The 24,958-nt window shown below is 63.4% G+C and carries 22 protein-coding genes and 2 pseudogenes; 13 read left to right on the top strand and 11 right to left on the bottom strand.

What is annotated here, in order from left to right; genetic code table 11:
• Positions 1 to 390: 390 nt before the first annotated feature.
• The 3 genes from erpA to clcA form a co-directional block, all read right to left on the bottom strand.
• Positions 391 to 741 (bottom strand): iron-sulfur cluster insertion protein ErpA, encoded by a 351-nt coding sequence (erpA, locus tag PG881_RS03485; RefSeq protein ID WP_005304404.1) that lies wholly within the window; start codon positions 739 to 741, stop codon positions 391 to 393.
• A gap of 90 nt (positions 742 to 831) precedes the next feature.
• Positions 832 to 1,527, bottom strand: coding sequence for a DUF6776 family protein (locus PG881_RS03480; protein WP_039214522.1), 696 nt, complete (start codon positions 1,525 to 1,527; stop codon positions 832 to 834).
• An 86-nt stretch (positions 1,528 to 1,613) separates the two neighbouring features.
• Positions 1,614 to 3,008 carry a H(+)/Cl(-) exchange transporter ClcA gene (gene clcA / locus PG881_RS03475; protein ID WP_017411006.1) on the bottom strand — a complete coding sequence of 465 codons (1,395 nt, stop codon included), beginning with the start codon at positions 3,006 to 3,008 and terminating at the stop codon, positions 1,614 to 1,616.
• Positions 3,009 to 3,230: 222 nt separating this feature from the next.
• Here clcA and hemL point away from each other — a divergent pair, with 222 nt between their 5' ends.
• On the top strand, positions 3,231 to 4,517 hold the full coding sequence (gene hemL, locus PG881_RS03470) for a glutamate-1-semialdehyde 2,1-aminomutase (protein WP_270798043.1): 1,287 nt from the start codon (positions 3,231 to 3,233) through the stop codon (positions 4,515 to 4,517).
• Positions 4,518 to 4,737: 220 nt separating this feature from the next.
• Positions 4,738 to 5,553, top strand: coding sequence for a hypothetical protein (locus PG881_RS03465; protein ID WP_252376538.1), 816 nt, complete (start codon positions 4,738 to 4,740; stop codon positions 5,551 to 5,553).
• Between the two features lie 60 nt (positions 5,554 to 5,613).
• On the opposite strand, the gene PG881_RS03460 is transcribed toward PG881_RS03465, so the two are convergent.
• Positions 5,614 to 6,516, bottom strand: a complete 903-nt coding sequence (locus PG881_RS03460) for a sulfite exporter TauE/SafE family protein (RefSeq protein WP_045789069.1) — start codon at positions 6,514 to 6,516, stop codon at positions 5,614 to 5,616.
• 256 nt (positions 6,517 to 6,772) lie between these two features.
• A complete protein-coding gene (locus tag PG881_RS03455) occupies positions 6,773 to 7,495 on the bottom strand; it encodes a phosphatase PAP2 family protein (RefSeq protein ID WP_270798042.1) in 723 nt (240 codons plus the stop codon).
• Between the two features lie 175 nt (positions 7,496 to 7,670).
• Here PG881_RS03455 and PG881_RS03450 point away from each other — a divergent pair, with 175 nt between their 5' ends.
• Positions 7,671 to 8,198 (top strand): DUF2937 family protein, encoded by a 528-nt coding sequence (locus PG881_RS03450; RefSeq protein ID WP_270798041.1) that lies wholly within the window; start codon positions 7,671 to 7,673, stop codon positions 8,196 to 8,198.
• Between the two features lie 75 nt (positions 8,199 to 8,273).
• On the opposite strand, the pseudogene PG881_RS03445 reads toward PG881_RS03450, so the two are convergent.
• Positions 8,274 to 9,853: pseudogene (locus tag PG881_RS03445) on the bottom strand (DUF3369 domain-containing protein).
• Between the two features lie 114 nt (positions 9,854 to 9,967).
• Positions 9,968 to 10,849: a LysR family transcriptional regulator gene (locus PG881_RS03440; RefSeq protein WP_270798040.1), complete on the bottom strand. Its 882-nt coding sequence runs from the start codon at positions 10,847 to 10,849 to the stop codon at positions 9,968 to 9,970.
• Between the two features lie 156 nt (positions 10,850 to 11,005).
• On the opposite strand from PG881_RS03440, the pseudogene PG881_RS03435 reads away from it, so the two are divergent.
• Together PG881_RS03435 and PG881_RS03430 are read left to right on the top strand one after the other, a co-directional pair.
• Positions 11,006 to 11,368: pseudogene (locus PG881_RS03435) on the top strand (SMR family transporter); the annotation flags it as partial.
• A gap of 140 nt (positions 11,369 to 11,508) precedes the next feature.
• Entirely contained in the window at positions 11,509 to 11,829 is a 321-nt protein-coding gene (locus tag PG881_RS03430) for an SMR family transporter (RefSeq protein WP_011707272.1), read from the top strand.
• A gap of 100 nt (positions 11,830 to 11,929) precedes the next feature.
• On the opposite strand, the gene gloA2 is transcribed toward PG881_RS03430, so the two are convergent.
• The 3 genes from gloA2 to hrpB all read right to left on the bottom strand — a co-directional run bounded on the left by gloA2 (position 11,930) and on the right by hrpB (position 17,216).
• Positions 11,930 to 12,331 (bottom strand): SMU1112c/YaeR family gloxylase I-like metalloprotein, encoded by a 402-nt coding sequence (gene gloA2, locus PG881_RS03425; protein ID WP_270798038.1) that lies wholly within the window; start codon positions 12,329 to 12,331, stop codon positions 11,930 to 11,932.
• 42 nt (positions 12,332 to 12,373) lie between these two features.
• Entirely contained in the window at positions 12,374 to 14,695 is a 2,322-nt protein-coding gene (gene mrcB, locus PG881_RS03420) for a penicillin-binding protein 1B (RefSeq protein WP_016351880.1), read from the bottom strand.
• A 73-nt stretch (positions 14,696 to 14,768) separates the two neighbouring features.
• Entirely contained in the window at positions 14,769 to 17,216 is a 2,448-nt protein-coding gene (hrpB, locus tag PG881_RS03415; RefSeq protein ID WP_270798037.1) for an ATP-dependent helicase HrpB, read from the bottom strand.
• Positions 17,217 to 17,372: 156 nt separating this feature from the next.
• Here hrpB and thpR point away from each other — a divergent pair, with 156 nt between their 5' ends.
• The 8 genes from thpR (at position 17,373) to panC (ending at position 24,366) form a co-directional block, all read left to right on the top strand.
• Positions 17,373 to 17,900: an RNA 2',3'-cyclic phosphodiesterase gene (gene thpR / locus PG881_RS03410; RefSeq protein WP_270798047.1), complete on the top strand. Its 528-nt coding sequence runs from the start codon at positions 17,373 to 17,375 to the stop codon at positions 17,898 to 17,900.
• A 42-nt stretch (positions 17,901 to 17,942) separates the two neighbouring features.
• Entirely contained in the window at positions 17,943 to 18,686 is a 744-nt protein-coding gene (sfsA, locus tag PG881_RS03405) for a DNA/RNA nuclease SfsA (protein ID WP_045526152.1), read from the top strand.
• A gap of 119 nt (positions 18,687 to 18,805) precedes the next feature.
• Positions 18,806 to 19,255, top strand: coding sequence for an RNA polymerase-binding protein DksA (dksA, locus tag PG881_RS03400; protein ID WP_005304459.1), 450 nt, complete (start codon positions 18,806 to 18,808; stop codon positions 19,253 to 19,255).
• A gap of 113 nt (positions 19,256 to 19,368) precedes the next feature.
• Positions 19,369 to 20,286 carry a tRNA glutamyl-Q(34) synthetase GluQRS gene (gluQRS, locus tag PG881_RS03395; protein WP_270798036.1) on the top strand — a complete coding sequence of 306 codons (918 nt, stop codon included), beginning with the start codon at positions 19,369 to 19,371 and terminating at the stop codon, positions 20,284 to 20,286.
• A 223-nt stretch (positions 20,287 to 20,509) separates the two neighbouring features.
• On the top strand, positions 20,510 to 22,009 hold the full coding sequence (gene pcnB / locus PG881_RS03390; protein WP_270798035.1) for a polynucleotide adenylyltransferase PcnB: 1,500 nt from the start codon (positions 20,510 to 20,512) through the stop codon (positions 22,007 to 22,009).
• Between the two features lie 11 nt (positions 22,010 to 22,020).
• Positions 22,021 to 22,530, top strand: coding sequence for a 2-amino-4-hydroxy-6-hydroxymethyldihydropteridine diphosphokinase (gene folK, locus PG881_RS03385; protein WP_011707280.1), 510 nt, complete (start codon positions 22,021 to 22,023; stop codon positions 22,528 to 22,530).
• Positions 22,527 to 23,321 (top strand): 3-methyl-2-oxobutanoate hydroxymethyltransferase, encoded by a 795-nt coding sequence (panB, locus tag PG881_RS03380; RefSeq protein WP_011707281.1) that lies wholly within the window; start codon positions 22,527 to 22,529, stop codon positions 23,319 to 23,321. Before folK ends, panB begins: the two co-directional genes overlap by 4 nt.
• Before the next feature lie 187 nt (positions 23,322 to 23,508).
• Positions 23,509 to 24,366 carry a pantoate--beta-alanine ligase gene (gene panC, locus PG881_RS03375; protein ID WP_270798034.1) on the top strand — a complete coding sequence of 286 codons (858 nt, stop codon included), beginning with the start codon at positions 23,509 to 23,511 and terminating at the stop codon, positions 24,364 to 24,366.
• A gap of 64 nt (positions 24,367 to 24,430) precedes the next feature.
• Here the strand turns inward: panC and PG881_RS03370 are convergent, their stop codons facing one another.
• Positions 24,431 to 24,958, bottom strand: coding sequence for a rhodanese-like domain-containing protein (locus PG881_RS03370; protein WP_270798033.1), 528 nt, complete (start codon positions 24,956 to 24,958; stop codon positions 24,431 to 24,433).

The following is a 24,958-nucleotide window of genomic DNA, read 5'->3' as shown; positions in this document are numbered from 1 at the left end:
TTGATATCAAAAATTGTTTTTGATGCTCGATGCTGTGAGTGCCCACACAGATTGCTTGATTCAAATTGTTAAAGAGCAGGGTCTACAACTATAACCCTTACTGGTTTGTTTTGCAAACCAGACCAGACGCGCACTGCGCCGTGCTGATGGAGGCGCATTATAGGGATATGATTCTCGCTGACAAGCGAAAACTCCGTGTTTTTTTGAAAAAGACGTTCAAGTGTTTAACTAACCATCAATCAGGATGAAAAGCGCCCCAACAACAACCCAAAGTAAGCCCACCAAGGGCCCTTTAGCATTACTGACTGGTCAAGGGCGTCAGACTATAGGTATGAGGGGAAAACGAAAAGGGCCCCTTGGGGCCCTTCGATGTCACGCAGTATCTCTATATCAGATAGAGAAGCTGGAACCACAGCCACAGGTGGTAGTGGCGTTGGGGTTGGTCACGGTGAAGCGAGAACCTTCCAGACCTTCGGTGTAATCCACGCTGCCGCCAACCAGATACTGCAGGCTCATGGGATCGATCACCATGGTGACCCCGCTCTTCTCGACCACGGTATCCCCTTCATTGATCTTCTCATCGAAGGTGAAACCATACTGGAAACCGGAGCAGCCACCGCCCGTGATGTACACCCGCAGCTTGAGCTCGGGATTTTCTTCTTCGGTGATCAGGGTCTTCACCTTGTTGGCTGCCGCATCCGTCATCTGGATGGGCAACGGGGCTTCTGCTACTGCACTCATTACTGACCTCACAACCGTTAAATCCACAAACATGGAAACCGCGAAATTATCCAATACCCGACCATTCAGTTCAAGTATTCACCAAGCTTCTTACTGTGCGGCCGGTACGGGTGCCGGTGGAGCGACCACCAGCGGCTTGATTACCTCGCCCCATTCAGCCAGCAGCTCCTGGGCTGGTTGCCGACCATCCTTGCTGATGGTGACCCGTACCCGATCCGGTACAAAGCCTTCCGGCAACTGCCAGTTGCCTTCCAGCAGCTGGAAGTAACGCAGTGCATAGCGCCCCTCTCCTACCTTCATACCCAGCTCACGGCTGCCGAGGGTTCTGGGCTTGTCGCCCTGACTGCCTTCCACCTTTATCTGTACCTGACCACGAAACAGCTCGCGCTTCTTGGCGGGCTGGGTCAGCGCCAGCCGATAGTGATAACGGCCAGGGATACTGGTCTCCTGCAGGGTGAGGTTGTCGATCACCACCCCCACCTGCTCGCCGGTGGGGCGCATGATCCGCTCGAAGAAGGCCAGCTGGCGCTTCTGCTCCTGTACCTGGGCCTCCTGATCCTTGAGCGCCTGCTGCAACTGCTCGAACGCCGCCTTCTGGGTAGCCAGCAGAGTCTCCTTGATGCCGAGCTCGCTCTTGAGCTGGCCGATGGCCTTGCCTTGGCGCTCCAGCGTCTCCTGCTGCACCGTCAGCAAGCTGCTCTGGGCCAGCTCCTGGCGATTACCGACGAAATAGCCGATGAGCGCCCCCACCATCAGCACTGCCAACCACTTCACTATCTGGGACATAAGGCCTCTTTTGTTACTGCGCATACTGCGGCCACGCTCCCTTCACTATACGCGACTCAAGCAGATTCAGGCCGGCAGACAAAGGGTTAACCGGCGGTGACGCCGCTTTCTCCCCGCTTTTGACGCGCAGCGAGCCGTAAAGTTCGCTCGAGGATCTGGGAATAAATCGGGCGCCCCCCCAACCACTGCGCCACCAGGGTCGCACCGACCGTGGTGATCATCATGGGCAGGATCAGCTGATAGTTGTCGGTCATCTCGGTGACCAGCACGATCCCCGTGATGGGGGCACGTACGGTGGCGGCAAACAACGCGCCCATTCCGGCAATGGCAAAGGCACCGGGTTCGATGCCCAGCTCCGGGAAGGCCGCATGGAACAGATGCCCGAACACCACCCCGAACAGGGTGCCCAGCGCCAGAGTCGGGGCAAACACCCCGCCCGGCGCGCCTGAGCAGAAACAGACCAGGGTAGCCACCAGCCGGATGGAGAAGATGAGGAACAAGGTGGCCATCGCATACTCCCCGCCCATCAGATGGGGGATGAGCTCGGTACCGCCGCCGGTCACCGCCGGGGCAACCAGCGACAGCACGCCGAAGGTTCCTGCCACCAGCGTCCCGATGGCCACGAAGCGATGGCGCTTGTTTTGATGCAGCGCCAGATAACCATCCTGACAGGCCAGCACCAGCTTGTTGAAGACAAAACCCAGCACGCCAAAAGCGGCCCCCATGAAGAGGAACAGCCAGAGCGCCCTGAGAGCCGGCGCATCGTAGTGAGGCAAGCTGATCACCGCCCCCTGCCCCTTCATGTTCTGCAGCATCAGGGTCGCCATGATGGCGGAGATGCCCACCGCCTTGATGGCCAGAAAGGAGTAGCGAAACTGCGGGCGCATCTCCTCCATCACGAACAGGATCCCCGCCAGCGGCGCATTGAAGGCCGCGGCCAGACCGCCCGCAGCCCCGGCTGCCAGCAGGGCGTGGCCATGCTCCTTCGGTAGCCGGAAGATATCCGCCACCATCTTGCCGAGGTTGCCGCCGATCTGCACCGACGGGCCTTCCCGCCCCAGCACCATGCCGGAGCTCAGGGTGCAGATGCCACCGAAGAACTTGACCGGCAACACCCGCCACCAGCGTACCGGACGCAGCTCGTCCATGGCCCCCTCAATCTCGGGAATGCCGGAGCCACCCGCCTCCGGCGCAAAGGTATGGGTCAGGAAATAACCAATACAACCCAGCAAGGCGCTGAAACCAAAGCCGAGCAGGCCGAGCTGCCACCAGGGGCGATCGGCCAGCAGGTCGACACGCTGCTGTGCCAGCCAGTGCACGCCGGACTCGAACAGTCCGCAGACCAACCCGGCCAGGGTGCCGACCAGCGCCGCCAACAGCAGCACCAGCAGGGGCATCTTGTCTTGATGAATGATCCGCCGCAGGACAGGGCCGCGGGGAGGCGAGAGCGGTTCGGAGGAGGAGAGAGCTTGTTGCGACATGAAAAAACCACATTCGTTTGCTGACGGAGGTGACGATCATCCGGCCTGCTGTCCGGCTGCCCAGCACCGGGCCTTTCTGCTATAGTCGGCCCGTTTCATTTAACACGGGGCAGTCCTTGGCCGGGGTCAAGAGCGCAAGCATACTCCAGCGCCCCCTGACTGCCGAGCCGCAATCGGCCACCTGCGCCTGTGTGACGACCAAAATCCCATTAAGGATGATCCATGTCAAAATCAGATCAGCTGTTTGAACAGGCCCGCCAGACCATTCCGGGCGGCGTCAACTCACCGGTCCGCGCCTTCAATGGGGTCGGCGGCACACCCCGCTTCATCGATCACGCCGATGGCGCCTACCTCTATGACGTGGATGGCCAGGCCTATGTGGATTACATCGGTTCCTGGGGCCCCATGTTGCTGGGTCACAACCACCCGGCCATCAAGGCCGCCGTCATCAAGGCGGTGGAGAAGGGACTGAGCTACGGCGCGCCGACCGAGATCGAAGTGCTGATGGCCGAGAAGGTGCGCCAGATCGTCCCCTCCATGGAACAGGTCCGGATGGTCAACTCCGGCACCGAGGCGACCATGAGCGCCATCCGGCTGGCCCGCGGCTACACCGGTCGCGACAAGATCGTCAAATTCGAAGGCTGCTACCACGGCCACGCCGACTCCCTGCTGGTCAAGGCCGGCTCCGGCGCGCTGACCCTGGGTCAGCCCAACAGCCCGGGCGTCCCGGCCGACTTTGCCAAGCACACCCTCACCTGCGTGTTCAACGATCTGGCGTCGGTGCGCGAAGCCTTCAGCCAGTACGGCAGCGAGATCGCCTGCATCATCGTCGAGCCGGTGGCCGGCAACATGAACTGCATCCCGCCGGTACCCGGCTTCCTGGAAGGGCTGCGCGCCATCTGTGACGAGGCCGGCGCCCTGCTGATCCTGGACGAGGTAATGACTGGCTTTCGCGTCTCCCTGCGCGGCGCCCAGGGCCACTACAATATCGACCCGGATCTCACCACCCTCGGCAAGATCATCGGTGCCGGCATGCCGGTCGGCGCCTTCGGCGGCAAGAAGAAGGTGATGCAGCACATCGCCCCAACCGGCCCCGTCTATCAGGCCGGTACCCTCTCCGGCAACCCGGTGGCCATGGCTGCCGGCCTGACCATGCTGGATCTGCTGCTGGAGCCGGGCCTCTATGAGCAGCTGAGCGCCAAGACAGCCCGGGTTGCCGAAGGGCTGAAAGCCGCTGCCGCCAAGCACGGCATCCCGCTTGCCATCAACTACGTGGGCGGCATGTTCGGCTTCTTCTTCACCGACGAGCCCGAGATCACCCGCTACGAGCAGGTGACCCGCTGTGACATGGAACGCTTCAAGCGCTTCTATCACCTGATGCTGGAAGAGGGTGTCTACCTGGCGCCGAGTGCCTACGAGGCGGGCTTCCTGTCGCTGGCGCACGGCGACAAGGAGATTGAACACACCCTGGCCGCCGCCGAGCGCAGCTTCGCCAAACTGGCCGGCTAAGCCGCCGCTTCTCGCAAAAGGGCCCTTCACGGGCCCTTTTTTCATTGCCGCTTCGGCGTCCTTCGGCCTCCCCCGGTACGCCCGATGTTGGTGCAGCATTTACGCAAGCGGTGCTGCTCTGTCACCAAACGGTGCATATCCCGCCCCTCTGCCCGTCATAAAACGGGCCCACAATTTGCACCCTGCAAGTTGGATGCAAGCCCGTTTGAGCGAGGTGTATATGGCGGAAATGAGCCCCATCGATGTGCTGCGACGCTATCAGGAGTACGAAGCCGAACTGGCTCCTCTGCTGCTGGGACTGCTCACGGCATCACCCGATTCACTCCGCAGTTATCCCTTCATCCTGAACCAGGCACCCAGTCGGGAACCGCTCGGGATCCTGCCACCGGTGCCGGCGCCGCAAGCCCGTTTGCACCTGATCGTGAGAGGCCAGGGCCGTGAGCTGACCCTCTGCCTGAACCAGCTCATCGCCTGGCTGATGGGGGACAGGGAACGACGCCGGGCCATGCCCTGGTTCAAGGGGGTTTATGTGGTGCTGAGTCTGGCGCTGTTTCTGATCGTCGCGACGCTCATCTGGCACGGGCTGGAGCAGCTCTATCTGCTGCTGTGCGGGGCGCAGCAGAACCGGCTGGGGGCCTTCAGTGCCATCATCTTCCTGACCCTGGCGCTGGCGGTATTCGACTTGGGCAAAACCATTCTGGAAGAGGAGGTGCTGCTGCATAAGGACATCTTTCGCCACAGCGCGATTCGCCGCACCATTACCCGCTTCATCGCCGCCATCTTGATCGCGGTCTCCATCGAGGGGCTGTTGCTGCTGTTCAAGGGCTCGCTCGGCCAGAGCGAACTGCTCTGGCCGGCGGTGGGTGTGATGGGGTGCGCCGTGGGGCTGCTGCTGGCCCTCGGGCTCTATGTGTTTTTGGGGGCCAGGGCCGAAGCGGCTCTGGTGCAGGCCAGCCTGCGACCTCTGCCAGCCGGAGTTGCAGTGCCCGCCGCGCCGCCCGCCAAGAAGCGGGCATGGTCCAGGAGGTATAGATAACGCTGAAGATCTGCAATCACTTCAATACTCCACGGCCAGCACCGACTCGCGCCGTACTGGCTAACCAGTGACGCCTGCCAGCCGGGGTTGTGGCGCCCGCCGCGCCGCCCGCCAGGAGGCGTACATGGTCCAGGAGGTATAGATGACGATGAAGGCCACCAGCCATTTGAGCATCGCCATGTCCATGGATTTGACCAGCATGGCCGCCAGCACCACGCCGACAGGGCCGAAGATGGCCACCGCCAGCACCGCCTTGGCGTCGAAGGCCCCTTTGCGGATGAAGGTGCCCGCCGAGAAGACGCTAAGCACGGCGGTGGAGCCCATCATGATGGGAAACGCCGCCAGCGGATTCATGCCGAGCAGATAGACCAGGGTCATGCAGGGGGCGAACAGGCCGATGCCCACGTTCATCAGTACGCCGAAGATGAAGTTGCCGAGCAGCGCGATCCCGAGCTTGTAACCGGTCAGCCCCATGGCATCGCCACCGAGGGGGAACAGCCCAAGCAGGCCCGCAAAGATGAGGCCGGCCACCACCAGCAGGGAGACCGCCATCACCAGCCGGATGGTCTGGCGATCGAACGAGGCGACGTGGCGCGCCCCCCAGGCCGCCCCGGCAGCGGCGGCCACCATCATGCCGATGAGGGTGAGCGGATCCACCTGCACGGCGCCGATGAAGATCAGCGACTGGGTGACCGTCGGCAACACGCACTGGCCGTTGAGGGTGCCCGGCAACAGCCGATCGTCGATCAGCTTGAACTGCTTGTAGCAGGCGGTCTTCACCGCAAAACTGCCGACCCCCAGGGTATCGAGAAAATTGGCGACAAAACCGATGGCCGCCACCGGCCAGAAGGGGGTCGATTCCAGCTCCCCCTGTTGCCGTTTGTGCCACCAGGCCCGTACTAGCATGAAGATGAACACCAGGGCGCAGATGATGAATATCAGGCGCAAAAGATTAATTAACATACAGAATTCTCCAGCAACGGGCGGCGATTCTAAGGCAGCAAAAATAAAAAATCTTGGTCAGGATCAAGCATTCAGCCCATGCAAACGATTATCTGGAGAAAGTCATGATGAGCACGCCCGAACGAATCTGCTAATACTTGTCTATGAGGGCCAGCAGGCCTGGGGCCACCGGTGGTAGTCATGGTCATTTCGCGACGACCACAGTCACCGGCGGGAAGTAGCCAAAAAGAAGGCCGGTATGCACCGACCTTCTTTTTTATTGCTGACTCGCCGGCGTTTTGCCCGCCAGCCACTGCCAGCCCGGCAGACGCGGCAGTCGCTGGGCGATCCAGCCGATCAGCGCATCCGACAGCCCGGTCAACAGCAGCAGCGGCAGACAGAGCAGGGTCAGCGACAGGGCCCCCACATAGACATCCGTCAGCCAGTGGGCGCCGGAGAGGATGCGGGGCGCCGAGAACAACGGCACCATCAGCAGCGCGGTCACCCCGGCCCAGCGTGGCAGATAGCGCAGGGCAAAACCGGCGAAGATCATCAGGAACAGGGCGTGATCGCCGGGGAAGCTGTCGCTGGACGAATCCTTGGTCGGGATCTCGCTGAGCTGGGTCACCCGCAGCGCGTCCGTCACCGTCAGGGTCGGGCTCGGCCGGCTGACCGGCAGCAGATGACCGAACTGGTTGATCACCAGGGCCCCCAGCAGCATGACGATCCCCATGGCCACCAGCCGGCGGCGTCCCTGCTCGTCCGCACACCAGAAGCAGTGAGAGAGGATCAGCCCCATGCAGGAGAGTACCGCCAGATCGAACAGCCGGTTGTTGGTCACGGCCACCAGATCGGCCCACCACTGAGCCTGACCCAGCCAGCCATTGACCAGATGGAAGACGGCGAGATCCCACTGATCCCAGGGGCCGTGATCGGGCAAAGCGGCCCAACTGATGGCGATGAGACCACCCAACAGATAACAGGGTATAAATTTGCGCATACGGACTCTCCTCCCCGAAAAATGGGGCCGTATTTTAAAGCATAAAAAGCGTGACGTGAATCACACAAACGAGGGAGGAAAGGGTCATGCCTCCTATCCGGAAAGCCGGCGCGTCCCCTGCCGGCTTGGCCTGTTGCAGCCTTGCGGCTAGTATGGAGTCCCTCTATTTCGCGAGATGACGAGTGCTATGCGCAGCTACCTTCGGATGATGCTGTTTGCCCTGGGCCTGCTGGCCGGCGTGCAGATCCCGGGTCTGATCGACCTCTACTACCAGCGGTTGGATGCCCGCCTGCAACAGGCCAGCCTCAGCCTGGCCCCTTTTCAGGAGACGGCGGACCAGCATTTCGACGGCGATCTGACGGCCCTGGTCAACCACTACCGCACCAACCCGGATCCGGTATTCGCCAAAGATGCTGCCAGCCTGCAGCTGCTGGTCAGCCAGCGCCAGACCCTGCAGCAGGAGAGCGTCTACAAGCACCATCCCTGGTACCGGCAACTCTCCCACCTGCTGCTGCGCGCCGAGCCCCAGCTCTGGCAGGATACCCTGCAAAACTACAGCTACGTGGTGCCGCTCAAGCAGGCCGCCATCGTCTGCGGCATGGCGGCAGGCCTGCTCGCAGCCCTGCTTGGCGATCTGTTGCTCAGCCTGGTGCTGTTGCCGTTTCGCCGGCAGCAGCCCCGCACACGCTACGCGCCGCGCTGACGAGATCGATGCGGTGGCGCAGGCAGCCGGAAACAACAAAGGGGCCAGTGGCCCCTTTGTTGTTTCCGTCCGGTGTCACAGCTCGTATGGCAGCCGCGACTGGCTGACCAAACGCTGGAGCGCCTGCACCACCAGGGGATCGAACTGGCTGCCGGAGCGTGACAGGATATATTCCATGGTCGGGCCAGTGACCAGGGCTCCTTGTAGGGCCGCTTGCTGAGCAGGGCATCGAACACGTCGACCACGGCCACGATGCGGGCCGACAGCGGGATCTGCTGGCCGGCCAGCTGCTCCGGGTAACCCTTGCCATCGAAGTGTTCATGATGGCCGCGAGCAATCTCGGCCCCCAGCGACAGATAGCTGGTGCCCTCCACCATCTCCCCCGCCTTGTGCAATATGCTGGCGCCGATGTCCGCGTGCTGCTCCATGATGACCCACTCATCCGGTTCGAACCGGCCCGGCTTGTGCAGGATGTGGTCCGGCGTGCCCACCTTGCCCACGTCGTGCAGTATGCTGGCCATGCCGATCATGTCGACGAAGCCCGGTGTCAGCTCATCGGGATAGGCCCCCGCCTGCTGCAGCTCGGCCACGATGGCATCGGAGAGCTTCTGCACCCGCAGCACGTGATCACCTGTATCCGAATCGCGGAACTCCGCCAGCGCCGCCAGCGCCACCACGGTCGCCTCCTGGGCGCGCAGCAGCTGGTTGTAGAGATAGAGGTTGTCGTACGCCGCCGAGATCCGCTGGCAGAACACGTCCAGCAGATCGCACTCGAGCGGATCGAGCGGCTGGGTGGGGGTAAAATTGAGCACGAACTCACGCCCGTTCTGGGCGGCGATATAGAGCGCATCCTGGGGATGCTCGAAGCGGTTGCAGCGGTTGGCCAGCGCACTCATCACCGAATCGTGCAGGGCCGGGAAGGCGCTGAGCGGCACATCGCTCAGCAAGGATTCATAGTCGCCGGTGGCCGCCAGGATCTCCAGCTCCTGCGAGCCGGGCCGGCGTTCGGCGCAGATGGCGCCTTCGGTGCCCACGTCGAGAATGGCGCTGATCTGTTTGAGCACGCCGGAGGCAAACTCCCGCAGCGAATGCAGATGATAGAGATCCCCCGCCCCCTCCAGTATCTTGCCGAGCCCCTGCCGACTCTTGTCGATGGCGCAGAGGGTCTCGTAGGAGCGCAGGGAGGCGATAACGGTGGTATAGAGCTTCTGCACCGTCAGCTCGGTCTTGGTCTTGTAGTCGTTGATGTCGTAATCGAGGATCACCCGCTGCTCCGGGGCCTGCCCCGGTTGGCCAGTGCGCAGCACGATACGCACCAGACTGTTGTGCATCTCGTTACGGATCTGGTGCACCAGCCGCAGGCCGGCATCCTCGGTCTCCATCACCACGTCGAGCAGGATCAGGGCGATGCGCGGATTGGCCAGCAGCATGCGGGCCGCTTCAGCGCCGCTGTAGGCGTTGAGCAGTTCAAGCGGGCGGGATTTGTACTGAATGTTGGAAAGTGCCAGCCGGGTGGCATGATGAATGTCCGGCTCATCATCGACGATCAACACCTGCCAGGGGTTGATCGCCTTGGTCACCACGGCCTCATCGTCATCCAGCTCGATGATGTCGTCATCCAGCCAGAGCTCGTCCTTGTCTTGGGCACTGCTCATATCGTTCACGCCTCCAGGCGCTGCATGAGGGTACTGACAGTATGTACCATCAGGCAGTGATGGATCACAAGCCCCTGCACTTGCCCCCCTCGTGTCCGCCCAGCGCCGGCCGGTTTATTCGAACGGTTCGAGATAGGCCTGGATTGCCTTCCTCAGCCAGGCCAACACCTTGCCGTGATAGGCATTTTGCGACAGATAGACGCCGTAGTCGCGCCACTGCAGGCTGAACTTGTGCTTCAAGGTCAACAGCTCCCCTTGCCGCAGCTGGCTCTGGATCAGCGGCGACGGCAGCACGGCCCAGCCGAGGCCGTCGAGCACCGCATCGCGCATCAGCTCGAAGCTCGACAGCCCGATGTGGTGGCCGCCGATGGGCAGCAGGCTCTTGACCGAAAATTCGTCCACATAGGAGAGGGTGACCTGGGTATGACCGGTCAGATCCTGCTGCAATACCCGCTTCAGGCTGGCCAGCGGGTGGCTCGGGGCCACCACCATCAGGGTGCGGATCGGGTTGAGCACCTCGATGTTGAGGCCGCTGCGCTCCTGCTCCTCGGTGATGAGGCCGAAGGCGGCGTCGACAAACCCCTCCTCCACCAGCGCGGGCAGCTCCGGCGGCGAGGCCAGCACCAGCGAGATGCTGGTGCCGGGAAACTGGTGGCGCAGCGCCCCCAGCATCTCCCGCCACACCGCCTCGGGAATGGCGTCATCCCGCGCCACCCGCAGCGCCACCTCGGCGCCGGAGGCGTAGTGTTCGCACTTGAGTTTGAGGCTGTTGGCGGCCTGCAGCAGCCGTTTGCAGTCGTCCAGCACCTGCTCGCCGATCTCGGTCAAGCGGCTCTGGTTGGCACCTCGTTCAAAAAGTTCGACGCCAAGCTCAACCTCAAGCGCCGCTATCGCCGTGCTGACGGCGCTGCGACTCTTGCCAAGCCGGCGCGCCGTATTGGCAATGGAGCCACTGCTGGCTGATTCCACAAAGAGTTGTATCTGATAGAGCTTCATGATCTGGGTCGTGAGCAGGGTATCCGATATTCACCTTACCTTGCCCCCTTCTCGCAAGGCAAACCATCAGCGTCTGAATTGTCGACGCTCAGCGATTCTGTCGCCTGAGCAAGCTGCGGCTATCATGGCCCCGTCGCAGCAACAAAAGGACATTTTATGTTATTCAATCGCATGCTCCTGGCCCGCATCTTCCTGACGGGCGCCATTCTGACCGAGGTCGCCGGGACCTCCAGCATGGCCATGATCCCGGAGAACGAGGCCGGCTGGCTCAACTATCTGCCAATGTGGCTGCTCATCTCCTTCTCTTATCTGTTGTTGGCCAAAGCCGCCAAAACAATCTCCATTGGTATTGCCTTCGCGCTCTGGGAGGGGCTGGGGATCGCGCTGATCACCGTCGTCTCCGTGCTGTTCCTCGACTACCACCTGAATGCTCAGGAGTTGATCGGACTAGCGCTGGCCATAGTGGGTATTGTTCTGGTGACAATGGGTGAAACCCATGACGAACCGACCGCGGACACCGGCAGCATCCGCCGCCTTGGCGCTGCCCATGACAAACCGGCCGCAGGCACCGGCAGCACCCGCCGTCTTGGCGCTGCCCATGACAAACCGGCCGCAGGTACTGGCTGTACTCGCTGCCTTGGCGCTGCCAAGGAGGCCGTATGCACCCGTTGATCATCGTACTGGGGGCGGCCCTGCTGGATATCGGTGCCAACATGGCGATCAACCGCTCGGTTGGTTTTCGTCACAAAGGCTGGGGGTTTCTCGGCATCCTGCTGGTGCTGTGTGCCTTCACCCTGCTGTCGGAAGCGGTGAGCACCGGCAAGATCGATCTGGCCGTGGCCTATGCCACCTGGGGTGCCATCGGCATTCTGGGCACCGCCCTCGGTGGCTTGCTGCTGTTTGGCGAGCGGCTCAAGCCCATCGGCTGGGTCGGCATGCTGGTGATGGCCGTTGCGGTAACCCTGCTCACCACCGCCTGATCGCCCCCGTCACGCACCGCACACCATGAAAAGAAGCCGCCCGGCTAACCGGGCGGCTTCTGCTCTTTATGAGGCAATGCAGGCTCGCGACAGGTCTGCCTCAGCGGCCCGCTTCGTAGAGCTCCAGCGGCAGGCCGTCGGGGTCGGCGAAGAAGGTAAAGCGCTTGCTGGTCAGCTCATCCACCCGCACCGGCTCCACCTCGATACCATGACCCTGCAGATGGGCGATGACCCGGTCGAGCTCAGCGACCCGAAAGGCCAGATGGCGCAAGCCGCACGCCTCCGGCCGGGAGGAGCGCGGCGGCGGCGCCGGGAAGCTGAACAACTCCAGCTGGCTGCCGTCCGGCAGCGCCAGATCCAGCTTCCACGACTGGCGCTCCTCGCGCAGCGTCTCGGCGATGATGGGCAGCCCCAGCACCTGATGGTAGAAGTGGCGCGAGCGCGCATAGTCGCTGGCGATGATGGCCACGTGGTGGATGGCATCAAACAGAGGATGTGACATGAACACTCCGGGCAAGCGGGCAGCCTGGGCTGCCCGCCGCGGTCAGTTGAAGAAACCGTTGAACCAGTTGTCCAGCGCATTGGCCGGGCTGGACACCGGGCTGGCGCAGCCCATGGGCTCGGCCAGCCCGGCCAGCTTGGCCGGCACCTGCAGACTGCCGGGGCAGTCGCTGGTGACCCGGGTGCCGCTGGCGCGGGAGAAGCTGGCCCAGCTCACCCCTTGCGGCATGTTCATGGCCAGGCTGTTGACCCCGCGCTGGCTCATGTAGCCGCTGAACAGCTGCAGGGCACCGCTGGCACCGGTCAGGCCGGCCGGGGTGTTGTCGTCGCGACCGACCCAGATACTGACCAGCTCGTTGTTGTCGAGCCCGGTGAACCAGGAGTCGCGCAGCTCGTTGGTGGTGCCCGTCTTGGCCGCCATGGTGGCGCCGGGGAACTTGGCACCGAGCGCGCGCGCCGTGCCCTGGCTCACCGTCTTGGTCATGGCGAACAGGGTCAGCCAGCTGGCCTGCTCGTCGGTCACCCGCTTGGCCGCTTCATCATGCTGATAGAGCTTGCTGCCGTCGCTGTTGACCACCGCCCGGATCGCCGACAGCGGCTGGGTCAGCCCCTGGTTGGCGATGGGCAGATACATCTGGTTCACCTCCATCGGCGAGAGCGCCACCGCCCCCAGCACCAGCGAGGGATAGGGCTGGATCTCCTGCTCCACCCCCAGCTTGTGCAGGGTGTCCACCACCTTGTCCAGCCCCACCTGCAGCCCCAGATTGACGGTCGGCACGTTGAGGGAGCTGGCCAGCGCATCCATCAGCGGCACGCTCTGGCGGAACTTGCGGTCGTAGTTTTGCGGGGTCCAGATCTGGCCATCCTTGCCACGAATGCGGATCGGCTGGTCCTTGAGCGGCGTGCCCAGGGTCAGGCCGTTGGAGAGACCGGTCAGGTAGACTGCCGGCTTGACCAGCGAGCCTATCTGGCGACGGGCATCCAGCGCCCGGTTGAAGCCGGCATAGCGCGGATCCCGGCCGCCCACCATGGCCACCACCTCGCCCTTGTGCCAGTCGGAGACCACCATGGCCGCCTCCAGCTTCTTCTTGCCGCGCAGCTTCTCGATCTGGGCCAGACCCGACTCCACCGCCTGCTCGGCGGCATGCTGGGCGATGGGATCCAGACTGGTGAAGATCTTGAGGCCGGACTGCTTGAGCAGATCCGGGCCGAAGCGACTCTGGATCTCCCGCTTGAGCAGGCCCATAAAGGCCGGGGTGCGGCCATAGCTCATCTGGCCGCGGGTGATGATGCCGAGCGGCTGCTTGCTGGCGAGTTCATACTCGGCCGGTTGCAGGCTGCCGTGATCCATCAGCAGCTTGAGCACCAGATCACGACGCGCCTTGGCCCGCTCCGGGAAGCGCCAGGGATCGTAATAGGAGGGGCCCTTCACCATGCCCACCAGCAGGGCCACCTGATCGATGTCCAGCTCGTTGACCGGAATGCCAAAGTAGAAGTAGGAGGCGAGCCCGAAACCATAGACCCCCTGGGAGAAGTTCTGCCCCAGATAGACCTCGTTGAGGTAGGCCTCCAGGATCTCGTCCTTGCTGTAGCGATAGTCGATCAGCACCGCCATGTAGGCTTCCTGCGCCTTGCGCCACAGGCTGCGTTCCCGGGTCAGGAAGAAGTTCTTGGCCAGCTGCTGGGTCAGGGTACTGCCCCCCTGCACGGTGCGACCCGCCAGCAGGTTGGCCGCCATGGCCCGCATGATGGCCACCGGCGAGACGCCGCCGTGCTGGTAGAAGTCGCGATCCTCGGTGGTGAGCAGGGTGATCAGCAGGCTGTCCGGCACCTCGGCGATGCGCACCAGCAGGCGGTCTTCCCGATCCTCGGTGTTGAGGCGATCGAGCAGCACCGGGTCCATCTGGGCGTAGCCGAGCTGACGCTGATTCTCCAGCGACTGGATCCCCTCCAGCCGCGCGCCGTTGAAGGTGAGGCGCAGGCCGCGGGCGGCATCGGCTCCGTCATGGAATTCGAACGGCCGACGGATAAGCTCGATGCGGTTGCCGCTCACTGCATACTCGCCCGGAGTGTGGGGCTGACGCACCTGCTTGTAGCTCAGCATGTTGAGCTCGCGCAGCATCTGGGCCTGGGAGAGGCGCTGGCTGGGATAGAGTTCCAGCGGCCGGCTGTAGACCATCACCGGCAACTGCCACTTCTCGCCGTCGAAGCGTTCACGCACCTTGGTATCGAGGTAGATGCCAAACACCACCATGAAGGCCGCTCCCACCAGGGAGAGCTTGAAGCCCAGCCAGAACAGCGTGCGCCAGATGGTGCGTTTGGGCGCCGCCTTCTTGGGGGTGCGCTTGCGTCGTTGCGTTGCCATAAATCCTCTTTGCTTTCCTTTCTACTTGTTATGTCGCGTTCGCGAACGTCCGATCAGACTTGGCCAATCGAACCTACAATCCCATCTTCTTCTTGGTGACCCTGGTCGGCATCGCCTCCAGCGGATTGTCCGGCCAGTAGTGGCGGGGGTAGCGTCCCTTCATCTCTTTCTTCACCAGCTCGTAGGAGCCGGCCCAGAAGGCGGCCAGATCGGCGGTGATCTGCAGCGGCCGCTGGGCCGGGGAGAGCAGCTCCACCACCAGCGCCACCCGGCCATCGGCCACGCACGGGGTCGCAGCCTGCCCGAACATCTCCTGAATGCGCACCGGGATCACCGGCGCCTGACCCGGCTGATAGCGGATCCGCACCCGGCTGCCGGTCGGCGCGGTAAAGTGGCCGGGCAGCGCCTCGTCCAGCCGCTTGGGCAATGGCCAGGGCAGCGACTGGCGCAGGATGTCGCTCATATCGAGTTTTTTCAACTGTTCCAGCCGGGTCATGCCGCTCACCGCCGGCAGCAGCCACTGCTCCAGGTCAGCCAGCAGGCACCCCTCGTCCATGGCCGGCCACCCTTCGTCGGGCAACCAGTCGCGGGCACAGCGCAATCGGGCCAGCAGCCCCTCGCTGGCGTCATCCCAGGGCAGCACATGCAGCCCCTTGCTCCGGATGCCCTGCAGCAGGCAGCGCCCCTTCTGTTCATCGGAGAGATCCGTCAGCGGCCGCAGGCTCAGCACCAGCTCGCCGAGCACCTGCTGGCGTTCGGCCCGCACCCGCTCCTCGCGCTCGTCCCAGTCGAACCATTGGCGCTCGCTCACCAACTCAGGCAGCTGGCGCACCAGTTCATCAAGCTCTATCGGTTCGGCGATGAAGATGCGGCTGCCGCGCTCGTTCTGGCCCATCTCGATGGCAATGAGCGCCCCCTGCCCCTGACAGGGGTGACCTTCTACCAGATCGCAGCTCACCCCGCCACTGAGCTGATAGCGGCTGCCGCTGCGCAGCTTGCCGATGCGATCGGGCCAGGCGAGGGCACACAGCAGCCCCAGCCATTGCCCCTGCGCACTGGCGGGGCGGGCGCCGAGCCGCTCGAACCAGCGCGCCGCACTCTGGCGCAGGGCCCCCTGACGGCGGTGGAACAGCACGGAGAGGCGCTCCGATCCTCGCAGATCTTCTTCCAGCAGCGCCACCAGGAAAGCCGCATCGGCGACAATCCCTGTCAGACCTTCGGCCTCCAGCTCGCGCGCGCGCAGCAGCATGCGGGCAAGCCGGGGATGGGTACCGAAGGCCGCCATGGCGCGGCCGGCCGGGGTAAGTTGTTGCTCACCCTCCGGCTTCATGGCACCGAGGGCCACCAGCAGCCGCTGGGCGCTGGCCACGGCGGTGGCCGGCGGCATGTCCAGCAGCGGCAGCTCTTCGACCTTGGCCCCCCACTGGGCGGCGTCCAGCAGCAGGCTGGTCAGCTCCTGGGTGAGGATGTCGGGCGGGCTCTGCTCGGCGAGGCGCTCCTGCACCTCGCTGCTCCAGAGCCGGTAGCAGACACCGGGGCCGAGACGACCGGCGCGACCCGCCCGCTGGGTGGCGGAGGCTTTGGCGATGGGGCGGGTCTCCAGCCGGGTGACGCCGCTCTTGATGTCGAATGAGGCGCGCCGCTCCAGCCCGCTGTCGACCACCACGGAGATCCCCTCGATGGTGAGCGAGGTCTCCGCCACATTGGTGGTGAGCACCAGCTTACGGCGCCCCGCAGGTGCCGGCTCGATGGCCGCCTGCTGGGCCGCCATGTCGAGGCGGCCGTAGAGAGGGGCGAGGGTCACCTCGTCCGGCAGCCGCCCTTCCAGCCACTGCGCCAGCCGCTCGATCTCTCCCTGGCCCGGCAGGAACACCAGCAGGCTGCCAGCATGGGCAGCCAGCGCCTCCAGCACCACGGCGCCGACCTGGGGTTCCAGCCACTGCTGGCGATTGGCGGGGCGATAGTGGTAGTCGATGGGAAAACCGCGCCCCTCCGAGCGAACCACCGGGGCCTCCGGCAAAAGCCGCTCCAGTGCCATGCCATCCAGGGTGGCAGACATCACCAGCAGCTTGAGGTCATCGCGCAATCCCTGCTGGCTCTCGATGGCGAAGGCCAGCGCGGTATCGGCGTGCAGGCTGCGCTCGTGGAACTCATCGAAGATGACCAGGGAGACGCCGGTAAGCTCAGGATCCTGCTGCAGCATCCGGGTCAGCACCCCTTCGGTGACGATCTCGAGCCGGGTCTGGCTGCTGGTGCGGCTCTCGCCACGTACCCGCAGGCCGATGCGCTCGCCCACCTTCTCCCCGAGCTGGCGCGCCAGAAAGGCTGCGATGTTGCGCGCCGCGAGACGTCTCGGTTCCAGCATGATGATGCGACCGGGCAGCCGATGCTGGCGCACCAGCTCCAGCGGCAGCAGGGTCGATTTGCCCGCGCCGGGAGGCGCCTGCAGGATCACGCTGGCATGGTTGTCGATGGCGGCAAAGAGTGCGGGCAGCACCGACACTATGGGGAGGGAAGACAAAGGGATCTGCACCTTCTTGTTGCAAGTCGTAAAACGGCGCCTATTCTGCCACAGCCTGGCCGGGCACCGTGAGCGGATGTCGGCCGGCGAGACAGGATGCAGTGGCTGCCCTAGAATGGGCCACCCTGTCTGCATGAAAGAGGCATGCTCACCCGAATGGCCAAACTCTTCTTTGCCCTGCCCGCCGAGGCGCTGGCACCCGATCTCGTCGCCTGGCGCGACCAGCTGCCCTGGCCGGGTCAACCGGTGCCCGCCGCCAATCTCCACCTGACGCTGGCCTTCCTCGGCGAAGCAGATCAGCTCACCACCACCCGCCTGATGGCCGCCGTCGAGCGCCAGCACTGCCCGCCGCTCACCATAGCGCTCAATGAAACCGGCTGGTTCGGCCGCGCCAAGGCTGCCTGGGTCGGCCCGACGGAGTGGCCCAACGAGCTCACCGTGCTGGCCAGGGCGCTGCGTCGCCACGGCGAGAAGCTGGGGCTTGGCAACGGCGAGCAGGGCTATCGCCCCCACGTCACCCTGTCGCGCAAGGCGAGCGAACCGCCGGCCGCCTTGCCCGCCCCCGATTTCGTGCTACAGGCCGACCGCTTCTGCCTCTATCAATCCCTCTCGACCCCGGACGGGGAGCGCTACGAGCCCCTCGCCTGCTGGCCGCTGCGGGCCAGAGAGAAAATGGCATCCTGACCGGCGGCCATGCCCAGACTCATCGATTAAGAGAGCCATACCATGATCTTCGATCCCCCCCTGCAATCCGGGCAGCTGATCTCCCGTTACAAGCGCTTCCTGACCGACGTGCAGCTCGACAACGGCGAAGTGATCACCATCCATTGCGCCAATACCGGCGCCATGACCGGCTGTGCCGAACCGGGCACCCGGGTCTGGTACTCCACCTCAGACAACCCCAAGCGCAAGCTGCCCCACAGCTGGGAGATCGCCGAGAGCCCGGCCGGTCACTTCATCTGTGTCAACACGGCCCGCGCCAACCAGCTGGCCCGGGAGCTGATCGAGCAGGATGCCCTCGCCCCGCTGCGCGGCTATGCCAGGCTGCGCACCGAGGTGAAATACGGCGAAGAGAACAGTCGCATCGATCTGCTGCTGGAAGATGACCACCGGCCTGCCTGTTATATCGAGGTGAAATCGGTGACCCTGCTCGACGAGCGGGAGCAAGCCGGCATGGGCTACTTCCCCGATGCGGTCACCACCCGTGGCGCCAAGCACTTGCGTGAATTAATGGCCATGAAGGCGGCAGGCCACAGAGCCGTGCTGTTATTTATGGTTTTGCACTCCGGAATCGTGAGAATGCGCCCGGCAGCGCATATAGATCCGCACTATAGTCTGCTTATTGAGCAAGCAATTACGGCAGGGGTTGAAATTTTATGCTATCGACCCCATGTTGGGGTGCAGAGCATGGTGGCCCAAGATTTTATCCCGTTTGAATCTTGTCACCTGCTACCCGAGGGCAGCGAATAAATGTTGGAGTGGGTAACATTATTGGTACGGCTTGTTTGCCTCCAAGTTACCCTTCTGCTATAGATGTCGCCCTCAATTTATGGATGGCACGGGTAGCGTGCTGAATTAGGAGACAGGGCATGCCAACAGGCGAAAACAGGAAATCTCTGGGCCCCCTGGCCATTGCGGGTGTGGCGCCTTACCAGGAAAAACCGGGTGAGGAGTACATGAATGACCAACAAAAGGCACATTTTCGCAAGATCCTGGGAGCCTGGCGCAACCAACTGATGCAGGAAGTTGACCGCACCGTTGACCATATGAAGGATGAGGCTGCCAACTTTCCGGATCCCGTGGATCGCGCCGCGCAAGAAGAAGAGTTCGCTCTTGAACTGCGTACCCGCGACCGTGAGCGCAAGCTGATCAAGAAGATCGAGAAAACCTTGCTGCTGCTCGAAGACGATGACTTCGGTTACTGCGAACACTGCGGTATCGAGATCGGTATCCGCCGTCTGGAAGCCAGACCCACCGCCGACCTCTGTGTCGACTGCAAGACCCTGGCTGAAATCAAGGAAAAACAGATGGCCGGTTGATACCGACCTCTGGCATAACAGAAAAAAGGGAGCTCGCGGGCTCCCTTTTTTATTGAGCTTTTGGCCGGGCCGTCCCAGAATGCAGCCTCAATGTCCCGTTTGCCCGAATCCGCATGCCCGTGAATACCATCCCCTCGTCCCAGACCCGCCCTTATATCGGCCGCTTTGCCCCCTCCCCCTCAGGCCCGCTTCACTTCGGCTCCCTGATCGCGGCACTCGGCAGTTTCCTGCAGGCCAGGGCACGGCAGGGGCGCTGGCTGGTGCGCATCGAAGATATCGATCCGCCGCGGGAGATGGCGGGGGCCGCCCAGCTCATACTGCAGACCCTGGAGGCCCATGGTTTGCTGTGGGATGGCGAGGTGATGTACCAGAGCTGGCGCCACGGCCGCTATGACGAGATCATTGACCAGCTCTACCGGGCCGGCGATCTCTACTGGTGTCGCTGTACCCGGCGCGAAATCATGGCCAGCGGCGGCTTTTACAACGGTCACTGCCGCACCCTTGGTCTCACGGCGGAGGGTTGTGCCGCCCGCGTGCGCCAGCACCACCCGGTGTACGATTTCGAGGATGGGCTGCAGGGCCGCATTGCAGTGCCGGCGGCGCTGGCCGAGGAAGATTTCATCGTACGCCGGCGCGATGGGCTCTATGCCTACAACCTGGCGGTGGTGGTGGACGACATGGATTGCGGCATCACCGAGATAGTGCGCGGCGCCGATCTGCTGGAGCCGACGGTACGCCAGATTGCCCTCTACCAGACCCTGGGCGCCCCCGTGCCCGCCTGGGTGCATCTGCCACTGGCGGTGCAGGCCGACGGCAACAAGCTCTCCAAGCAGAACCACGCGCCGGCGCTGGCACAGGACGAGGTGCGCCCGGCCCTGTGGCAGGCGCTGCACTTTCTCGGCCAGTGCCCGCCCCCCGAGCTGATGGCAAGCCGGGTGGACGAGGTCATCGACTGGGGCATCGCCCATTGGCAGCTGGCCCGGGTGCCTGCCAGCGAGAAGATTGCGCTGACAGCTGGCGTAAACGAATAGGCAGTTCAGGGGGGATTTGGGTGGAATCAGCGCGGTTTGCGATGATTTAGCCGGGATAATCCGCTTCAAACGAGATCAATTGCCAGCACGGTTTTTCATTTGGTCAGGCGTGAGCGATGGGAATAGACCGCTATTTTTCCCGACCGCGCCCTCTCAAACGAGATCAATTGCCGTCACGGTTTTTCATTTGGTTAGGCGTGAGCTATGATAGGCCGCTATTTTTTTGGCCTCCCGTCAATTTGAAGTCATAACGAGGTGTACCATTTTTTCCCAGATCGCAAACTTTTGCCGCAAAGTGCTCGGCAAGGAAGACGGCGAGCAGTCGGCGGAGTCCCCCATTCCGGCCCGCGTCGCCGGGCAACGTCGTACCTTGAGCCGTGACCAGCACCCGATTTCGCGCAAAGAGATCAGCGAGAATGCACTCAAGGTGCTCTATCGCCTGAACAAGGGCGGCTACGAAGCCTACCTGGTCGGCGGCGGAGTCCGGGATCTGCTGCTCGGGAAGACGCCCAAGGATTTCGACATCGCCACCGATGCGACGCCGGAGCAGATCAAGTCGCTGTTCAGCAACTGCCGCCTGATCGGCCGCCGTTTCCGGCTGGCCCACATCGTCTTTGGTCGTGACGTGATCGAAGTGGCCACCTTCCGCGGTCACCACCATCAGGTCAATACCAGCAAACATGTGTCGGCCCAATCCGATGAAGGCATGCTGCTGCGCGACAACGTCTACGGCACCATCGAAGAGGATGCCGAGCGTCGCGACTTCACCGTCAACGCCCTCTATTACAGTGCCAAGGACTTCACCCTGCACGATTTCGAGGGCGGGCTGGAAGACTTGGCCGAACGCAAGCTGGAGCTCATTGGCGATCCCGAGACCCGTTACCGCGAAGATCCGGTGCGGATGCTGCGCGCCGTGCGCTTCGCCGCCAAGCTGGACATGACCATCAGCCAGCGCACCGCCGCCCCCATCAAGGAGCTGGCGCCGCTGCTGCAGGATATTCCGGCGGCCCGCCTGTTCGAGGAAACCCTCAAGCTGTTCCTGGCTGGCGATGGCCTGGCCACCTACAAGCTGCTGCGCGAATACGGTCTGTTCCAACAGCTGTTCCCGCAAGTAGCGGCGCTGTTCACCCCGCACGGCAACTTGCCCTACGAGCAGTTCATCGAGCAGGCGCTGATCGATACCGACACCCGGGTACGGGAAGACAAGCGCGTCACCCCCGCCTTCCTCTACGCCACCCTGCTGTGGGGCTGTGTCGAGGCCCGCGGCCGGGTGCTGGAGAACGAGAGCGGCCTGCCCTGGTATGACGCCTTCATGCTGGCGATCAACGAGGTGCTGGACAACCAGGTGCGGATCATCGCCGTCCCGCGCCGCTTCACCACCGATGTACGCGACATCTGGGCCCTGCAGCAGCGGCTGACCCGCCGTCAGGGCCGCCATCCCGAGCGGGCCATGGAACATCCCAAGTTCCGCGCGGCGTTTGACTTCCTGTTGCTGCGCAACCGGGTCGAGCGCGGTCTGGGCGAGCTGGCCAGCTGGTGGGAACGCTACGTGGAGTCCAATCCGGACGTGCGCCCGCAGCTGCAACGGGAGGCGACCCGCCGCCCGGCAAGCGGTGAGCGCGGTCAGGCCGGTGAGGCCCGCAGCAACGATGGCGAGAAGCGCAGCAGCAACAGCCGCAACCGTCGTCGCCCCCGTCGCCGCAAACCGAAAGCGGCCGAGTGACAACTGACGTGATGACCGAGGTCTTCATCGCCATTGGTTCCAACCTGTCTGACCCGCTCGGTCAGGCTCGTCGCGCCGTCGCCGCCCTGGCAAGGTTGCCGGGATCCGTGCTGGTGCAGGCCTCGTCGTTTTACAGCAGCCGCCCCATGGGCCCTGCTGACCAGCCGGACTACGTCAATGCCGTGGCCCGGCTCAACACCCGGCTGACGCCGCTGGCGCTGCTGGATCAACTACAAAGCATCGAGCTGGAACAAGGACGTGTGCGCAAGGATGAGCGATGGGGGCCAAGAACCCTGGATCTCGATCTGCTGCTGTTTGGCGATCAGATCATCAGGCATGAACGCCTCATCGTTCCCCACTACGGCATGAAGGAGCGGGAGTTCGTGCTGCTGCCCCTGGCCGAGATTGCACCCGCTCTGGTACTGCCTTGCGGCACCCCACTCGCAGAACTGGTTGCCCGCTGCCCGCACAATGATCTTGCCATCATTGCCCCCGGTGCAGACGAACAGGAGCCTCTATGAGCAAGATCACCACCACCAACCTGCTGAAGATGAAGCAGGAAGGCCAACGAATCACCGCCATCACCGCCTATGATGCCACCTTTGCCAAGCTGTTCGACGACGAGGGCGCCCACGTGCTGCTCATTGGCGACTCGCTGGGCATGGTGCTGCAGGGGGGTCAGGATACCCTGGGCGTCAGCATGGATGAGATGGTCTATCACACCCGTTGCGTGGTGCGCGGCACCACCAATGCACTGGTGGTGACCGACATGCCGTTCATGAGCTATGCCACTCCGGAGCAGACCTATCAGAACGCCGCCCGGCTGATGGCGGCCGGTGCCCGCATGGTGAAGATGGAAGGGGGCGACTGGCTGTGCGACTCCATTCGCCACCTGACCCGCAACGGCGTGCCGGTGTGCGGCCACCTCGGCCTCACCCCGCAATCCGTGCACGTATTCGGCGGCTTCAAGGTGCAGGGACGCGACGAGTTCCAGGCCCAGGAGATCTACCGTCAGGCCCTCGAACTGCAGGCTGCCGGCATCCAGTTGCTGGTGCTCGAATGCGTGCCCACTTCGCTGGCCGAGCGCATCAGCAAGGCGCTGCGCATTCCGGTGATCGGCATCGGTGCCGGTCCCGCCACCGACGGCCAGATCCTGGTGATGCACGATGCCTTCGGCATCACCTCCGGCTATGTGCCCAAGTTCACCAAGAACTTCCTGGCCGAGACCGGCGACATGCGCGCCGCCATCCGGCTCTATGTGAAGCAGGTGAGCGAAGGCACCTTCCCGGGCCCGGAACACTGCTTCAACTGATCCGATAGCGTGACGAGAGCGGGGGCCTGCGCCCCCGCTTCGCCCTCTGGTGCTGACTGAGCAACCCGTCTCTTGATGACTCATCCCAAGGTGACCTGCCGATGATGCTGCCCGTTGCCACTTCTCTCTTACCCATGCGGGCCCATAACGCCCGCCTCTCTTTGATCTTTTCGAAGGTGAACTGCTGATGTTGGTCGTTAACAACCCCGCCGCTCTGCGTGAACAGATCGGCCAATGGCGCCGTGAAGGGCTCACAATCGCATTCGTGCCCACCATGGGCAATCTGCATCAGGGCCATCTGACCCTGGTGAAAGAGGCGCACCACCACGCCGATAAGGTGGTGGCCAGCATCTTCGTGAACCCGATGCAGTTCGACAAGGCCGAGGATCTCGCCAACTACCCACGCACCCTGGAGCAGGACTGCACCGAGCTGGAAACGGCCGGGGTGGACATGGTGTTCACGCCGACCCCGGAGATCATGTATCCGCAGGGGCTCGCCAGTCACACCTTCGTCGAGGTGCCGGGCCTCTCCGGTCTGCTGGAAGGGGCGCTGCGTCCGGGTCACTTCCGCGGCGTCAGCACCGTGGTGACCAAGCTGTTCAATCTGGTGCAGCCGGATGTGGCCTGCTTCGGCCAGAAGGATTACCAGCAGCTGGCGCTCATTCGCAAGATGGTGGCCGACATGGCGATGCCCATCCAGATCGTCGGCGTGCCCACCGTGCGGGCCGAGGACGGGCTGGCGCTCTCCTCGCGCAACGGCTACCTGACCGCCACCGAGCGGGCCCTGGCCCCTGAGCTCGCGCGCACCATGAACTGGATCGCCGAGCAGATTGAAGCGGGTGACCATCACCTGCCCTCCCTGGTGGCCCAGGCCAGCCAGCGCCTGGACAAGGCCGGTTTTCGGACCGATGCCATCGACATCGTCGATGCCGCCACCCTGGAAGCGGCCACCGACCAGAGCGAGCAGCTGGTGATCCTGATGGCGGCGTATCTCGGCAAGGCCCGCCTCATCGACAACCGGGTGGTGACGCTGGCCCGCCCCTGAGCCGCAGCGCCACTGACAACAAAGCCCGCATGTGCGGGCTTTGTTGTTTCTGAGCGTTCCCGGCCTACTCGGCGGTGACCGGGTAACCCGCCCCTTTCCAGGCGAAGATGCCGCCCGGCACCCGATAGACCTGCTGATAGCCCTGGGTGACTGCCCAGGCGGCCCCGTTGTGGCTGCGGCCGCACTTGACGAAGCCGCAGTAGAACACCACCGGACGGGTCTTGTCGTCGCCCAGCAGGGCCAGCAGCTGCTCGGGCGTGCCGCTCCCCTCGACGATCTGGCTCCAGTCATCCCCGGATTTGGCCTCCTTCACGAAGGCAAAATTCTTGGCCCCCTGGATGTGCTCCTTCTTGTAGGAGTCCTCGAACGGCATGGTGTCGATGATCACCAGCGCCTCGCCTTTATCCATCCGGGTTTTCAGCTCCGCCACGGTCAGCAGCTGATAGCCACCCTGCTGGGTCTCCTGGGAGATCTGTACCGCCGCCTGCTCCAGCTTGGTCTCCTGCTCGAACTGGTTGTCGCCACAGCCACCGAGGGCAAAGCTGGCCGCAATCAGCGAGGCCATCAGGGTGCGGGATTGCAATCTCATCAT

The sequence above is a fragment of the Aeromonas sp. QDB54 genome (assembly GCF_027707385.1).
GTDB classification, from domain to species: Bacteria; Pseudomonadota; Gammaproteobacteria; order Enterobacterales; family Aeromonadaceae; genus Aeromonas; species Aeromonas hydrophila.
The sequence above is the reverse complement of the archived record's forward strand: the minus strand, read 5'-3'. Positions and strand labels throughout refer to the sequence as shown.